Origin of the sequence: Puniceicoccus vermicola (assembly GCF_014230055.1) — a bacterium.
GTDB lineage: Bacteria > Verrucomicrobiota > Verrucomicrobiia > Opitutales > Puniceicoccaceae > Puniceicoccus > Puniceicoccus vermicola.
In genome coordinates, this window is sequence record NZ_JACHVA010000053.1 from 32,418 (window position 1) to 46,981 (window position 14,564).

Genomic DNA, 14,564 nt, shown 5'->3' on the forward strand with positions numbered 1-14,564 from the left:
GCGCCCGGCGGGTCAGGCCGACTCCCGAAATCCCGCCAACGCGAGTTCCTTCTCCCAGGTGGGATCTTCCTCTACCGGAGGAAGTTCGGCCAGTGGAGCGTCGGAGTTGGCTTTGCTCTCTGCCTTTTCGTCCAAACGGCGCTGAAACTCCTTAAAATCCAAAATCTCGAAACTTCCGTCGAAGTTTTCGACCAGAGCGGTGAGCGACTCGACCCAATCCCCACTATTCAAGTAGTGGATGTCCTCGATCTGTTTGTTCGCAGCTGTGTGAATATGTCCGCAAATCACCCCTCGGCATTTTCGAGAACGAGCCAAATCCCGTAACTTATCCTCAAACTTATCCACAAAGCTCACCGCACTCTTCACCTTGGCCTTGATTTGCTTACTCAAGGAATAATAGGGCATCCCTCTCCAAGCACGGTAGCGGTTGTAGATCCGGTTAATGCGTAAAAGGGACTGATATCCCACGTCGCCCAGAATCGCGATCCACTTGTGGTTCGTGGTAATCGAGTCGAATCCATCGCCGTGAACGACTAAGTAATCCCCGACTGCTGTGCTGTGAATAAACTCGTTTACAATGTGCAACCGATCGAATTCCAGCGGAAGAAACCGATAGAGAATGTCGTCATGATTTCCCCGAAGATAGATCACTTCGGTATCTTTCTTCTCCAACTTCTTCAAAATCAGCCGAATGAACCGCGTATGCTGCTTATTCCACCCGCCTTTTCGCGAAAGGCTCCAGCCGTCAATGATGTCCCCGTTGAGAATCAACCGCTCCGAATGCGTGTGCTTCAGGAAGTAATTCACCTCATCAATACGGCAATCCCGTGTCCCCAAGTGGACGTCCGAGATGATGATGGTCTTAAATTTCAGAGAAACTTTCTTCACAAGGCATAAACGAGTTTCCTCTATCAATGCCTCTAATAACCGTGGGTCAAAGTGAAAGCAGATTTGCTACGATATTGTCACACAATGGCTTAGGGTCTCACAGATTGTTTTTCGCCGAAGCCCAAAGCGAAAGATTAAGGGTTGCCAAACGGTCCATCAGCCCGATCATGACTAGAACTTCCCATGTCCACGGAAAAACTTACTTCTTCTAAGACCATTCTATTTGATCTGGTTCTCACAGGACTTTTCTTCCTGTTCATGACGACCATGCTTCGGGCGTTCGTTCCAGCTCATACACCCGCGCTCATCTGGTTCTTCGCCGGATTCACCGCGCTGCCACTTACCGGAGTCTTCTGGTTGGCCTCCCAAATGTTCCGAGTGACGGTCACCGACCAGATTCGCCGCAAGAAGGCCGAAAAAGGGGCTTGATACCTCCGCCAATTTCGGCATTCTCCACCTCTTTTTCGCATAAAGCCATGTCTCAGCACCGCAGTTTTCAAGTTGGAGGCTCTGCCAGCCTCAAAAAACGTAACGTCCTTTCCCGCTTCGAACGAGTCGAACTCCTTCGCAAGCGCGGCGAATGGAAGGCCGGCGACCGTGTCGTGGGCCTGAAGAAGACCAAGCCCGAGGAGTAATCCTCACGGGTTGCGCGTCGAATCCCGGCGCGTTGATTCCTTCTTCCCTCCTCAACAATCAACGGGCGAACAGCTCTTGGCAGAGCTCGCACCGTTTTCCGTCGCACCCACGTGCCTGGCATTTTTCGCGCCCGTAGAAGATGAACTGCAGGTGAACCTTTCCCCAGGACTCGCGCGGAAATAGCCTCTTTAAGTCCTTCTCTGTCTGGGCCACATTCTTCCCGGAACTGAGCTTCCAGACTCGGGCCAAGCGATGGATATGCGTGTCGACCGGAAAAGCCGGCTCACCAAAGGCCTGCACCATGACGACGGAAGCAGTCTTGTGCCCCACCCCCGGCAACTCTTCGAGTTCAGCCAAAGTCTGAGGAACTTCACCGCCGTGTTTCTCGATCAAAATTTTCGAAAGCCCTGAAATGGCCTTCGCCTTCGCGGGAGCCAATCCACAGGGACGGATAATCGCCCGAATCTCCTCCTCGGGCACTTGAGCCATTTCTTCCGGAGAGGAAGCCCTCGCGAATAACTCCGGAGTCACCAAATTCACCCGTTTGTCCGTACATTGTGCCGAAAGCAAAACGGCGATCAACAGAGTGAACGGATCAGAATGGTCGAGCGGGATTGGTGTTTCTGGAAACCACTCGTTCAGCCGGGTTTGGATGAGCTCAACTCTCTCCTTTTTCGTCATCATTCGTTCCGCTCCACCTAGACTCCTCTCGGTCTAGTTCTTAAAGTGAGTAGCTGAAGAGATCGTCGCGCGCATCGAGGACCCAATTTCCCTCATCGTCGACCACATCCATCTCCCACCGGACCAACCCCACTCCCGGAGCCATGAAGTAACGTTGGCGATCTTTGCCCTGCGGATCATCCGAGTAGCGATTCACCATCTGATAGACCACCGTATCGAAGGTGCCGGCCGGAACCTCAATCTTCCTATCCAAGTCTATGACTTCGTAATCGGCATCTCCGAACGAATACGTAACTCCCTTTTCCACGGGATAAGGAATCGTGAGGTCAAAATCCTCCAGCGAAACGGGCGCCTGCGGATCGTCCCAATCCTCGCTGAAATTGTGGCTCCCTTCCTCATCGAAATACTCCCAGTAATAGCTGTAGGCGTCCGGATCGAGCGGAGATCCGGACAATCGGTCGAGAAAACCGCGCACATCGACCAAAAACTCCACCCGATAAATGGTAACCCCTTCGATCTCCCGGATTTCCACGACTTTTTCACGACCGGTCCCACCGGGAACCATCTGATCCCCCATGAAAAAATAACTGCTAAAGTCCCACCGCGCCTCTTCCGAGCGAGGCTGAATCGCCTCTGCCAAAGAAATTTCCTCCCCGTCCGCTAGAGCCGCAGATGCGGATAAGACCCATGATAACAGAAGCAGACTCGGCGGGATTTTCATAGAAATCAGTAAGAGAGATTGCTCTCCTCGAAGCAAGTCCCACGGAGATTCGATCTCCGATTCATGACTCTACGCCGCCCCAGAAGGAAAACTTTTCATCACTATTGTATAAGCTTTTCTTGTTTACTTTATTTTTTCCTTTAGTATCACTAATCGCCTCCCATGAAAAACTCCCAGTATTCCATCCACGACGCGAACGAAGCCGTCGCCTCTGTAGCTTATCGGTTAAGCGAAACGATCGCGATTTATCCGATTACTCCATCGACTCCGATGGCCGAACACTGTGACGAGTGGTCCAGCCAGGGTAAGCCCAATCTCTGGCAAATCACTCCTGAGGTTAGCCAGTTGCAATCCGAAGGCGGAGTGGCTGGGGCCATTCACGGAAGTCTGCAGGCGGGAACCCTTTCGACGACTTTCACCGCATCACAGGGTCTGCTCCTGATGATTCCCAACATGTACAAGATCGCAGGAGAGCTGACTCCCTTCTGCCTCCATGTTACCGCCCGCAGCTTGGCAACCCATGCACTTTCGATCTTCGGGGATCATTCAGACGTCATGGCCTGCCGCCAAACCGGGTTTGCCCTCCTCGCTTCAAACTCCGTTCAGGAAGCGCAGGATCTTGCCGCCATCTCCCACGCCGCCACTCTTAAATCGCGGATTCCTTTCCTCCATTTCTTCGACGGTTTCCGCACCTCGCACGAAATCAATACCTATCAGACGCTTTCCGACTCGGAACTGCGCGATCTGATTCCCATGAAGGAAATTCACGAATTTCGGCAGAGAGGCCTGACTCCCGATGCCCCCATCCTTCGTGGCACGGCTCAAAACCCTGACGTCTTTTTCCAAGCACGCGAAGCCGCTAACACCTTTTATGATCAGGTGCCCACGATCGTCGAAGATACGATGGAAACCTTCCACCGCATCACCGGACGTTCTTACCACCTTTACGAGTATACCGGAGCCGAGGATGCCGAAGACGTCCTGATCCTAATGGGATCCGGAGCCGAGACTGCTGAAGAAACCTCGGAATGGCTCAACCAGCAGGGACGCAAAACTGGGGTTCTCAAGATCCGCCTCTTCCGCCCATTCTCCGTCAAACGGTTCCTGCAAGCCCTGCCTTCGACCGTGCGTCGTATCGCAGTTTTGGACCGCACAAAAGAGCCCGGCGCCATTGGCGAACCGCTCTATCAGGACGTTCTTTCTGCCCTCGCCGAAGGCCGCAGTTGCTTAAACGATATCGAATCTCCCGATCCGATCGTGATCGGTGGCCGCTACGGGCTGGGCTCAAAAGAGTTCACTCCGGCGATGGTCAAAGCCGTCTACGACAATCTCGCCTCCGAGACACCGAAGAACCACTTTACCGTCGGAATCGAGGATGACGTAACCCATCTATCTCTTGAGGTCGGCAACGCGCTCGACATCGAACCGGAGGATTCGTTCCGCGCAGTTTTCGTTGGGCTGGGATCCGACGGAACCGTTGGCGCCAACAAGAACTCCATTAAGATCATCGGAACCGAGACCGACGATTACGCCCAGGCCTACTTCGTTTACGACAGTAAAAAGTCCGGCGCGATGACGGTTTCCCACCTGCGCTTCGGTCCGAAGCCAATCCGAGCTCCGTATTTGATTTCCAATGCAGGCTTCGTCGGCTGCCATCAGTTCTCTTTCATCGATCGGTTCGACGTCCTCTCCTATGCCGGAGAAGGTGCAGTATTCCTGCTCAACTCTCCACACGGCCCTGAAGCCATCTGGGATCGCCTGCCGCGGGATGCCCAGCAGACCATCCTCGAAAAGAAGCTCAAGTTCTACGTCATCGACGCCTACAAAGTAGCGCGGGAAGCGAAGATGGGGAACCGGATCAACACCGTCATGCAGACCTGCTTCTTCGCAATCTCGGGCATCCTGCCCCGCGACGAAGCGATCGGTAAGATCAAAGGAGCGATTCAGAAAACCTACGGGAAGAAAGGCCAAGCGATCGTCGAAAAGAACTTCGCGGCCGTTGACCAATCCCTGGCAAACCTCCACGAGGTCAAGATCAGCGCCACCGAAGTCACTTCCACCCGCGAAATGCTCCCACCCGTGCCAGAAGAAGCACCCGATTTCGTCAAACGGGTTACCGGTGTGATGCTCGCCGGAAAAGGAGATTTGCTCCCGGTCTCGGCCTTCCCGCCGGACGGAGTCTGGCCCACCGCCACCAGCCAATGGGAAAAGCGGGGCATTGCCCAAGCCATCCCGGTTTGGGACCCGAGCCTCTGTATTCAATGCGGAAAGTGCTCGCTCGTCTGCCCGCACGCTGCGATCCGCGCAAAGGCATTTCCGCAATCCTGCACCGAAGAACTCAGCGAAAACTTCCGCTCCATTCCCTACAAATCGAAGGAGGTGGATGATTTCCTCTTCACCATCCAAACGGCACCGGAAGACTGCACGGGCTGCAACCTCTGCGTAACCGTCTGCCCGGCCAAGGATCGCAAGAACCCCGGGCGTAAGGCAATCAACATGACGCCGCTCGAGGATGCAATCGAACAGGAGAGAAAGAACTACAACGAGTTTCTTCAACTCCCCGAAATCGATCCGGCTCAGCTCAAGCTCGATGTAAAGACCAGCCAACTGCGTCGCCCACTTTTCGAATACTCCGGCGCTTGCGCAGGCTGCGGGGAAACTCCTTACATCAAGCTCCTCACCCAGCTGATGGGAGACCGCTTGGTCATCGCCAACGCCACAGGCTGCTCCTCCATCTATGGAGGAAACCTCCCGACAACCCCGTACACTGTCGACCAGAATGGAAGAGGACCCGCTTGGGCCAACTCCCTCTTCGAAGACAATGCGGAGTTCGGATTCGGGATTCGCTTCGGGATCGACAAGAAAGCTCAGATGGCTCGGGAATATCTCGGCATGCTCGGCGGCACCGTCGGGGACAATCGAGTTCGCGACCTCCTCACCGCGCCACAGACCAACGACCGGGAAATTGCCGAACAACGGGCCCGTGTCTCGGATCTAAAAATCACCCTCTCCGGCAACACCGATCCTCGTGCGGTCGCCCTCATGCAACTCGCTGACTTTCTCGTGAAGAAGTCTGTGTGGTGCGTCGGTGGTGACGGATGGGCCTACGACATCGGATTCGGCGGCTTGGATCACGTGCTTGCCAGTGGGAAGAACATCAACGTTCTCGTTCTCGACACCGAAGTCTACTCCAACACAGGAGGCCAGGCCTCGAAATCAACCCCGATGGGGGCTGTCGCGAAGTTCGCCGCCGGCGGGAAGAGCCAGGGCAAGAAGGACCTCGGCCTCGTAGCAATGAGCTACGGACACATCTACGTCGCCTCCGTCGCCCTTGGTGCCAAGGACAAGCAAACCCTTGACGCAATCGCCGAGGCGGATGCCTATGACGGCCCGTCCTTGATTATTGCCTACAGCCACTGTGTTGGCCACGGCTACAATCTGAACTTCGGAATCGACCAGCAGAAGAAAGCAGTTCAGTCAGGCTACTGGCCCCTGTTCCGATTTGATCCGCGGCGTCCCGAAGGTGGAGAAACTCCACTACAAATGGATTCCAGTGCGCCGCGAATCGCCCTCAAGGACTACATCGAAAACGAAGTACGCTTCCGGATGTTGTTCAATTCCAATCCGGAACGAGCGAAGATGCTTCACGAGTCTGCGGAAGGAAACATCGCCCGCCGTTACGAGTACTACACCCACCTTGCTGGCTCAAAAACCGCAAAATAATCCCGACCTGTCACTCCCATGTCTGTTGAACTAAAAACCAACTATCTAGGCCTTGAGCTTAAGCATCCTCTGATCGTTGGAGCCTCTCCTTTGGTCGACCAACTTCCGAAGATCCGGGAGTTGGAAGACGCCGGGGCGGCTGCCATCGTCATGCATTCGCTCTTCGAGGAACAAATCACCAGCAACGAAGAAGGCATCGATGCCCACATTCATAGCCACGAGGAAACCTACGCGGAAGCCACTTCCTATTTCCCCGGAGACGTCGACTTCGCCCTCGGACCGGATACCTACTTGGAGCGAATCGCTGAAATCAAAGAGATCGTTTCCGTTCCGGTAATCGGATCCCTCAATGGGAGAACTCCCACCGGATGGACTAGTTTCGCGAAGGACATTGAGTCGGCGGGTGCGGATGCACTCGAGTTGAATCTCTATTTTCAACCGACCGACTCGGAGATCTCTTCCGAAGAACTCGAAGCCCATGCGGCCTCAACCGTCGAAAGCGTCTGCCAAAAGGTCTCGATCCCCGTAGCGGTTAAACTGTCTCCTTACTTTTCCTCTCTCCCCCATTTCGTGCGGAGACTGGAAAAAGCTGGGGCGAAAGCCGTCGTATTATTCAACCGCTTCTACCAACCAGACATCGACATCGTGAATCTCGAAACGGTCCCGGCTCTCAGGCTTTCGGACAGCAGCGAACTTCTTCTCCGTCTGCGCTGGTTGGCCATTCTGCGCGACCGGTTTTCCGTCGACCTATCCTGCTCTGGGGGAGTTCACACCTCCGATGACGCCATCAAGGCAATCATGGCCGGAGCGGACACCGTGCAAATGGTAAGTTCGCTATTGCAAAAGGGCCCCTCACACCTAGCAACGGTCCTCGAGAAAATGACGCTTTGGCTCGGAGAGTTTGATTACAAATCCATCGCCGACGCCAGGGGCAGCATGAGCCATCGCAACACTCCCAACCCGGAAGCAGTCGAACGCGCCAACTACCTGAAAATTCTCCAAAGCTGGTCTTCCTGAGCGAAGACCCATTTCCACAATTTTCACGGTCTGAGCCTTTTAAATAGGGGCTCAGGCCGTTTTTTTTCATCCCAATTCCTCAAAACCCTGAAGAAGGATTAACGAAACAACTGCTTCCGCAAACCCGTCCCGACGGAAAGCCCTCCCCAATCGGCACCCCGCATCAAATGAGCTTTCCGGGGGCGAACCCCAGGTTGGGCCCCTCCCTCAACCTGCTTCCGAACAAAATCGGGAGAACCAATCACCCATCCGTCCGTAAAATACCGGACTCGGCAGCGAAGAACCACGGACAGCGGCAGTTTGCCCTTCTCCACCTCAAGCACCCGAACCGCAGTCTTCCGGTCAAAAGAGCATTTCTCCGGTCGCTCCTCCGAGCCCACCCCGTAAAGCGTCTGCCGATATCCCGCCATGTCCGGATCCACAATCTGCAACCCCTTACGGGCCCGACGGCCACCCCCCATCGCTTCACCATACCCGCAGAATCGATAGTCTTTCGGGTCCTCAACCAATCCCGCACGAACTGCATTTAAGTCAATATAAGCCGCAACCGTCCGCAAAGCCCACCGATCGCCCTCCACGAGAACACTCTTAAAACGTTCTGACCAAATCGTTCCAAATCGCTCTCGAGACTGATTGAACCATCGCGTAAACCGATGCTTGAGAGTTTTCATCATCCAGGAAACGTCGTGCATCCGGTGAATCAGCCTAGCCCGCAACTCGTCCCCTTGCGGAGTCCCATCCATCAAATGACTCTCCAAAACCTCAGCCCGCATAGGCTGCCACGGAGTCGGCTCCGGATACAGCACCCGATAACGCCGAACAATCTCTGCATCAGAAACCTCCCGCTCCCCAGGAACTTCAACCATGACATGAAAATGATTCTTCATGATCGCATAAGTAATCACCCGAATCCCGGAGAATTCAGCAATCTGCCAGATCATCTTCCGCAAAACCTCTCTCTCCCGATCCCCAAATAACGCCTCCCCTCCAACTGTCCGACTCATGAGATGATAGTATGCTGTTTCTCCTTCGACCTTATGCCTCATAAATCCAAAAAAACAGTGGAAACAATTCAACGTCAATTATTTTTATGCAGATTTATTTATTTCAATCCTACTGGTAAATTCAAGAGGATTGATTCAGTCTGGGTGTATGTCAGATCTTCAAGAAGTGGGTCGGTATGCTTCGCATGCTGAGGCGGTTGAGGATGGGTTGGTGGTTTTGGCTATGGGGGAAGCTTACTGGATGTTTCCCGATGAGGGGGGATATGTGCTTTGTGTTCAGGAATCTGTCCGGGAGGCGGTGGTTTTGGAGTTGGCGGAGGTTTCTCGGCTTCGATCTCGGGGGCGGGGGTGGTCGATCCAGAGAGGGGATTTTGTGGTTCAGCGGGTTGGGATCCTTTCGTTTTGGGTCTATGGATTGATTTTGGTGGGGGTGTTTCTGGCGCAGTGGTTTGGGTCGGTTCCGATTACCGAGGATGGGAGGTTGGATGCTTTGGTGATGGTTCGGGAGAATCAGTGGTGGCGGGCGGTCACTGCCCTTACTTTGCATGGGGATGTTGGGCATTTGGTGGGGAACCTTGCAGCGGGGGCTGGGTTTGGGTTTTGGTTGGCACGCTATCTGGGAGCTGCCTGGGGGTGGACTTTGATTTTGCTCTGCGGGGTTTTCGGGAATGTTCTTACCGCCCTCCTCTACTACCCGAACCCTCATCTCTCGATTGGGGCCTCGACCGCGGTGTTTGCGGCGCTAGGGCTACTGACGGGATTCGGATGGTATCACTCTCGCGGCGGTTCCCGGAAGGGGCATTCGATCCCGGAGTGGATTTTGCCGATTCTGGCGGGGCTTACTTTGTTGGGGATGCTGGGAGCTGGCGGACCCCGAACCGATTTGATCGCCCACCTTTGCGGTTTCGGTTCGGGATTGGTGGTTTCGGTTCTCGTTTCCTATCTTCCCTGGTCCCTTCCCACCAGCCGCTCCAGGCGTTGGATTGGATGGCTTCCGCTCGCCATCATTGCAATTGCTTGGACTTTCGCGTTGTCCTGACTTCCGCCCGGTCCCTCCTTTTCTCGGATTTACAGCCTTCGGTCTTGATAGGGTATACAAATTTCCACTAAAACGACCTCTATCGAAGAGCTCGCGACAGATTCACCTCCACTCAACCTTTCCGCAGAATTGGAACGGTTCTTCGGATTTTCGCAATTTCGCGGACCCCAGGAAGGGATTGTCCGCGATATGCTGGCGGGAAAAGATCTGCTGGTGGTTTTGCCGACTGGTGGGGGGAAGTCCCTTTGCTATCAACTGCCCGCTTTGCTTTCCCAAGGGCTGACTATTGTGGTCTCCCCCCTCATCGCCTTGATGAAGGATCAGGTCGATGTTCTCCGGGCCCGCAATGCACCGGTCGCTGTCTTTCACAGTCTTCAATCTGCGGATGAACGCCGCGAGACCCTCCGTTTTCTCGAATCCGGTAAGTGCCGACTTCTCTACGTAGCCCCGGAACGGTTTCGGGCGGCCGGATTCCTCGAATCTCTCCGCGCGCATAGAATCGACCGCTTTGCCATCGACGAGGCGCACTGCCTTTCGCAGTGGGGCCACGATTTCCGACCGGATTATCTTCGGTTGGGCGAGTCGATTCAGGCTCTGGGAAATCCTCCTATTGCCGCCTTTACGGCGACGGCGACTCCGATCGTCCGCGAGGATATTTCCAAGAATCTTGGTCTGCGGGATCCAGTCATTCGGGTTTCCGGATTCTCCCGGGAGAATCTCGCTTTTCGGGTGCGACGGGTTTCGGGGGAGAAGGAGAAACTCGAAGCGGTCCGGAATCTCGTGCGTCAGTGGCGAACGGGCATCATTTACTGCGCCACCCGGAAGAAGGTGGAAAAGGTTTCCCGCGCTCTCGCCGACCAGGGAGCATCCGTCATTTCCTACCATGGCGGGATGGAGGGCAATGCTCGCGAAGAAGCTCAAAACCGCTTCATGGCCCGAGAATACGACGTCGCAGTCGCCACCAATGCATTTGGGATGGGAATCGACCGCGCCGATGTTCGATTCGTCATTCACTACGAACTGCCCGGAAGCCCCGAGGCCTACTATCAGGAGGCTGGTCGAGCCGGTCGGGATGGAAAGCCCGCTGAATGCGAGCTTCTCTACAATTACGCCGACCGCCGGACTCAGGAGTTCTTCATTGAGGGGTCGAACCCCGACGCGAAACTGATTCGCACGGTTTACAGCACTCTGCGCCAGCTGGCAGACGCAAAGAACGAGCTCCTATTGCCCATCGATGATTTGGTCGATCATCTTCCGGATCGGGCCAATCCCATGGCCGTTTCGACCTCGATCGGCATTCTCAGCCGGACGGGCTGGATCCAGCGTTTTGACGTTCCCGGTCGCAGACTGAAGGGGACGCGGCTGCTTCGCCCCAACGAACGGGCCTCCGATCTCGCCCTTGACGATGCCGCCCTCCGCGAAAAGCGGCGCCGCGATGATCAGAAACTCGAATCAGTGATTTCCTTCTGCGAGCACTCCAGTGGCTGCCGACAGGACTGGATTCTGGATTATTTCGGAGAGGAGAGCAAGGAGCCCTGCGGGAAGTGCGATTATTGCGCATCGCGGGAGGATCCAGATCTCCGCGCGCCCTCCTCGGAAGAGCAGCTACTCGCCCGGCAAATCCTCAGCGGGGTGGCCCGCATGAGCACTCGTGTCGGCCCCCGGGATTGGAAGGCCCGATTCGGCAAAGGAAAAATTCTCGACTGCCTGATGGGCGTCGAACCCAGCGGCCCGACCGCAGAATTCATCGAAAGCCTCTCTACTTTTGGCCTTCTCGCCGATCAGCCCAAGAAGCGGCTACAATCTATTTTCCGGGAGTTGGAAAAGCGTCATTACCTGCGAACGGACCGCTCCGAGGGTTTCCCTCTGCTCAGCCTGACCGAGCGAGGGGTTCAAGTTCTCCTCAACGGCCAGACCTGCCATCTCGATTGGGACTCCATTCCCAACCAGCGGACTGCCCGCCGAAGCTCCCGTAGTAAGGCCTCTAAGGTGATTCCAGAATTGAGCGCGGAGAATGCCGAGTTGTTCGAATCCCTCCGGGAACTCCGCCGTGAAGTCGCTGCGGAACGAGGCGTCCCGGCCTTCACGATCTTCCACGATCAGACTCTCGCGGATCTCGCCGAGGATCAGCCGTCCAACATCGACGATGCCTTGCGGATCAAGGGAATCGGTCCCGCAAAGGTCGAACGCGAGCTTCCTCTCTTCCTGGCCAAGATTCGCGAGTGGAGCGCCGCCGCCTCCTGAGAGTGACTTCTGTGATCCGGGATACGTAGATCCGGATTTCTCCGAAACGCCTAACGCGCCCAAGCCGGCAGTTCCCCAAGGACGATGCCGAAGATGGGAATGAAGAGCAGGTAGAGGACGAGCGGGATCAGGAACAGCCCGATCACATTCAGCCCAAACCCGCTGCGAGCCATTTGGGGAATGGTGACGTGGCCGGAACCAAAGACGATGGCGTTCGGTGGGGTGGCGACCGGAAGCATGAAGGCGCACGAAGCCGCAAGCGCTGCCGGAGCCAAGAGTAGTAACGGATTCTCGCCCAGCCCGATTGCGGTCCCGGCAAGGACCGGCATCAGCATTGCCGAGGTCGCGGTATTCGAGGTCAATTCCGTTAGGAAGACCACGAGCGTCGTCACCCCAATGACAATGAAAATCATGGGCATTCCTTCCAAGATCTGAACTTGGTCGACCACCCAAACCGCCAAGCCAGAGGCATCAAATCCCTCCGCCAGGGCCAATCCGCCCCCGAAGAGAATGAGAACGCCCCACGGGAGTTTGGCGGCCCACTCCCAGTTCATGACAAAGATACGCTTCCGCAAATTCAGCGGGATCAGGAAGAGGAGAACGGCCCCACCAATGGCGATGGTCGAATCCTTTACAAAGGAAGGTTCGGGAAAAATTGCCGCGATCGTCGGCCGAAAAATCCAAGCAAGCCCGGTCAGCGCGAAGACGATCGCCGTCCAGCGTTCACCGGAGGACATCTTTCCCATCTGCTGCAACTCGTCGTTGACGATCTTCTCGGCATCGGCGACCTCTAGTTTGGCCATGGGATTGGCAATCCGGGTCAGCCAGAGCCAGCATAGGGGAAGAAAGACTCCGGTAAAAGGGATGCCCACTGCCAACCACTTGGCAAAAGTGATCTCATAACCGAAAGACTTGGAAAGGTAGGAGGCGAGGACGGTGTTCGGGGGGGTTCCGATCAGAGTGGCCATTCCTCCAATTGACGCAGCGTAGGCGATCCCCAGCATGAGATTGAGAAACAACGGCTCTGATTTCTTCGCATCATGCCCCTCACGGGTCAGATCGGCGGAAACCTGCATGGTGACGGCGATCCCGATGGGCATCATCATCACCGCGGTGGCAGTGTTTGAGACGAAGGCCGAGAGGATGGCGGTTGCGAGCATAAACCCGAGGACCAATCGCCCCGCCGAAAACCCGGTCACTTTAATGATGTGGAGGGCGATCCGGCGATGCAGGTTCCATCGCTGCATGGCGAGGGCGATGATGAACCCACCCATAAAAAGGAAAATCAAATGATTGCCGTAGGCGAGCGTGGTCGCGGGTGTGGGGAGGATTCCGAGGGTCGGAAAGAGCACGATGGGCAGCAAACTCGTGACTGGAATCGGGATCGCCTCGCTGATCCACCAGATCGCCATAAGGGAAGCAACCGCCGCCATTCTCCAAGCTTCGATCGACATGCCCCCGGGAGCCGGAAGGAAAAGAACGACGATAAAAACCAAAGGCCCGACAAAGAGGCCGACGCGCTGTCGCATGCCGAACTCGCGGGAATGATCATCGTCCGAACGTTTCGGATCTTTCTGCACCCGATAATGCTGATCGGAGGGTGCGGCTTCCAAGACACCGGGAAGATCATCATCCCGGTCAGGATCTCTATTGGGGGACTGGGGCAAAACAGCTGAGAAAGGAGGGGGGAGGAGTGGGGTGAGTTGTCAGACGTTATGAACCTCCAGCGTGAGGATCAAGCTCTTGCGGACCTCGCCCTTCGTTCGACTTAAAATAGCGGCCGGTGGTCTTATCCCGTTCGTATCGGGTAAACCCGGATTGGGTGAGGTTATCGGCTTCGAGTTTACCCCCCCAATCGGCGTAGGTTGCGTTGATGCCCGGAGCCGTAAAGATCTTCCGCATCTTTTCGCCGGTTATCGGATGAGTCTCGAGCGGCTCAGCTCCAAACGCTTGCTCGGCCTCATAGACCTCGACAACTTTCCCGGCGTCATCGAGGACCTCGTAAGTATAGATCGGCATGCCAAAAACGATTCCGAATCAGCCCTGACGGACCCCATTCTTCTTTTCTTCGCACTCTTCCTCGAGGCGGCGCTTTTCCTCGCGCAATTCGCGCTCCAAGGCATCGACTTCGGCCCCGTTGCCACTCGCCCGCGCAGCGACAATCTTGCCCTGCAGGAAAACCTCCCGCTCGGCAACCTTGGCCCGATAGGTCTGGGAGATCTCTTCGAGCTTTTGCTTTTGCTCATCCGAGAGTTCCCGAGTCGAAGGTTCGTCCTTTTCCAGACGTTCCATCGCGAGTTCATAAGCACTTTTCATTACAAAAAACGCTAGAACTTCTCCTGATCGCCATCAACTGCAAAGAATGGCGATCCGGATCTGTAAAAAGCCACCCGCGCTATTTACGCAGGATGACCCAGACGGCGTGAATGATGCCCGGAATGTAACCGAGAAGGGTCAGAAGAATATTGAGCCAGAATTGCAGCCCGATCCCGACCTGAAGAAAGACGCCCAAAGGCGGGAGAAGAATGGCGAGAATAATGCGAATGACATCCATGATAAAAGTAATGTTAAGGAAGGTAGAGGACCGCTGGGAAATCAGGAGGATTCTCCA

The 14,564-nt window shown here is 55.4% G+C and carries 14 protein-coding genes; 6 read left to right on the top strand and 8 right to left on the bottom strand.

Annotated features, from left to right (window positions below; translation table 11 throughout):
• Positions 1 to 12: 12 nt before the first annotated feature.
• A complete protein-coding gene (locus tag H5P30_RS06230) occupies positions 13 to 888 on the bottom strand; it encodes a metallophosphoesterase (RefSeq protein ID WP_185692086.1) in 876 nt (291 codons plus the stop codon).
• A 183-nt stretch (positions 889 to 1,071) separates the two neighbouring features.
• Between H5P30_RS06230 and H5P30_RS06235 the strand changes: the two genes are divergently transcribed.
• A complete protein-coding gene (locus H5P30_RS06235) occupies positions 1,072 to 1,317 on the top strand; it encodes a hypothetical protein (protein ID WP_185692087.1) in 246 nt (81 codons plus the stop codon).
• Positions 1,318 to 1,364: 47 nt separating this feature from the next.
• Complete coding sequence (locus H5P30_RS06240; RefSeq protein ID WP_185692088.1) at positions 1,365 to 1,523, top strand: small basic protein; 159 nt, start codon at positions 1,365 to 1,367, stop codon at positions 1,521 to 1,523.
• 58 nt (positions 1,524 to 1,581) lie between these two features.
• On the opposite strand, the gene nth is transcribed toward H5P30_RS06240, so the two are convergent.
• Both nth and H5P30_RS06250 read right to left on the bottom strand, forming a co-directional pair.
• Positions 1,582 to 2,205 (bottom strand): endonuclease III, encoded by a 624-nt coding sequence (gene nth / locus H5P30_RS06245; RefSeq protein ID WP_185692332.1) that lies wholly within the window; start codon positions 2,203 to 2,205, stop codon positions 1,582 to 1,584.
• Between the two features lie 40 nt (positions 2,206 to 2,245).
• Positions 2,246 to 2,926 carry a hypothetical protein gene (locus H5P30_RS06250; protein WP_185692089.1) on the bottom strand — a complete coding sequence of 227 codons (681 nt, stop codon included), beginning with the start codon at positions 2,924 to 2,926 and terminating at the stop codon, positions 2,246 to 2,248.
• 162 nt (positions 2,927 to 3,088) lie between these two features.
• On the opposite strand from H5P30_RS06250, the gene nifJ reads away from it, so the two are divergent.
• Positions 3,089 to 6,649, top strand: a complete 3,561-nt coding sequence (gene nifJ, locus H5P30_RS06255) for a pyruvate:ferredoxin (flavodoxin) oxidoreductase (protein ID WP_185692090.1) — start codon at positions 3,089 to 3,091, stop codon at positions 6,647 to 6,649.
• Positions 6,650 to 6,667: 18 nt separating this feature from the next.
• The gene (locus H5P30_RS06260) at positions 6,668 to 7,666 is read left to right on the top strand and encodes a dihydroorotate dehydrogenase-like protein (RefSeq protein WP_185692091.1); all 999 of its coding nucleotides are present in this window, start codon (positions 6,668 to 6,670) and stop codon (positions 7,664 to 7,666) included.
• A 98-nt stretch (positions 7,667 to 7,764) separates the two neighbouring features.
• Here the strand turns inward: H5P30_RS06260 and H5P30_RS06265 are convergent, their stop codons facing one another.
• Complete coding sequence (locus H5P30_RS06265) at positions 7,765 to 8,712, bottom strand: transposase (protein WP_185692092.1); 948 nt, start codon at positions 8,710 to 8,712, stop codon at positions 7,765 to 7,767.
• A 106-nt stretch (positions 8,713 to 8,818) separates the two neighbouring features.
• Between H5P30_RS06265 and H5P30_RS06270 the strand changes: the two genes are divergently transcribed.
• Together H5P30_RS06270 and H5P30_RS06275 are read left to right on the top strand one after the other, a co-directional pair.
• A complete protein-coding gene (locus H5P30_RS06270; protein ID WP_185692093.1) occupies positions 8,819 to 9,709 on the top strand; it encodes a rhomboid family intramembrane serine protease in 891 nt (296 codons plus the stop codon).
• A gap of 129 nt (positions 9,710 to 9,838) precedes the next feature.
• On the top strand, positions 9,839 to 11,953 hold the full coding sequence (locus H5P30_RS06275) for a RecQ family ATP-dependent DNA helicase (RefSeq protein ID WP_185692094.1): 2,115 nt from the start codon (positions 9,839 to 9,841) through the stop codon (positions 11,951 to 11,953).
• Positions 11,954 to 12,003: 50 nt separating this feature from the next.
• On the opposite strand, the gene H5P30_RS06280 is transcribed toward H5P30_RS06275, so the two are convergent.
• The 4 genes from H5P30_RS06280 to H5P30_RS06295 form a co-directional block, all read right to left on the bottom strand.
• Positions 12,004 to 13,620, bottom strand: coding sequence for an SLC13 family permease (locus H5P30_RS06280; protein ID WP_221774298.1), 1,617 nt, complete (start codon positions 13,618 to 13,620; stop codon positions 12,004 to 12,006).
• Positions 13,621 to 13,666: 46 nt separating this feature from the next.
• Complete coding sequence (locus H5P30_RS06285) at positions 13,667 to 13,972, bottom strand: FmdB family zinc ribbon protein (RefSeq protein WP_185692095.1); 306 nt, start codon at positions 13,970 to 13,972, stop codon at positions 13,667 to 13,669.
• An 18-nt stretch (positions 13,973 to 13,990) separates the two neighbouring features.
• A complete protein-coding gene (locus tag H5P30_RS06290; RefSeq protein ID WP_185692096.1) occupies positions 13,991 to 14,269 on the bottom strand; it encodes a hypothetical protein in 279 nt (92 codons plus the stop codon).
• Positions 14,270 to 14,348: 79 nt separating this feature from the next.
• Complete coding sequence (locus tag H5P30_RS06295; RefSeq protein ID WP_185692097.1) at positions 14,349 to 14,507, bottom strand: YqaE/Pmp3 family membrane protein; 159 nt, start codon at positions 14,505 to 14,507, stop codon at positions 14,349 to 14,351.
• Between the last annotated feature and the right edge of the window lie 57 nt (positions 14,508 to 14,564).

Bases quoted from the DNA above. Each gene is read 5' to 3' on its own strand.
- H5P30_RS06235 (WP_185692087.1), top strand. From the start codon at position 1,072: ATGTCCACGGAAAAACTTACTTCTTCTAAGACCATTCTATTTGATCTG.
- H5P30_RS06240 (WP_185692088.1), top strand. From the start codon at position 1,365: ATGTCTCAGCACCGCAGTTTTCAAGTTGGAGGCTCTGCCAGCCTCAAA.
- nth (WP_185692332.1), bottom strand. From the start codon at position 2,205: ATGACGAAAAAGGAGAGAGTTGAGCTCATCCAAACCCGGCTGAACGAG.
- H5P30_RS06250 (WP_185692089.1), bottom strand. From the start codon at position 2,926: ATGAAAATCCCGCCGAGTCTGCTTCTGTTATCATGGGTCTTATCCGCA.
- nifJ (WP_185692090.1), top strand. From the start codon at position 3,089: ATGAAAAACTCCCAGTATTCCATCCACGACGCGAACGAAGCCGTCGCC.
- H5P30_RS06260 (WP_185692091.1), top strand. From the start codon at position 6,668: ATGTCTGTTGAACTAAAAACCAACTATCTAGGCCTTGAGCTTAAGCAT.
- H5P30_RS06265 (WP_185692092.1), bottom strand. From the start codon at position 8,712: ATGAGGCATAAGGTCGAAGGAGAAACAGCATACTATCATCTCATGAGT.
- H5P30_RS06270 (WP_185692093.1), top strand. From the start codon at position 8,819: ATGTCAGATCTTCAAGAAGTGGGTCGGTATGCTTCGCATGCTGAGGCG.
- H5P30_RS06285 (WP_185692095.1), bottom strand. From the start codon at position 13,972: ATGCCGATCTATACTTACGAGGTCCTCGATGACGCCGGGAAAGTTGTC.
- H5P30_RS06290 (WP_185692096.1), bottom strand. From the start codon at position 14,269: ATGAAAAGTGCTTATGAACTCGCGATGGAACGTCTGGAAAAGGACGAA.
- H5P30_RS06295 (WP_185692097.1), bottom strand. From the start codon at position 14,507: ATGGATGTCATTCGCATTATTCTCGCCATTCTTCTCCCGCCTTTGGGC.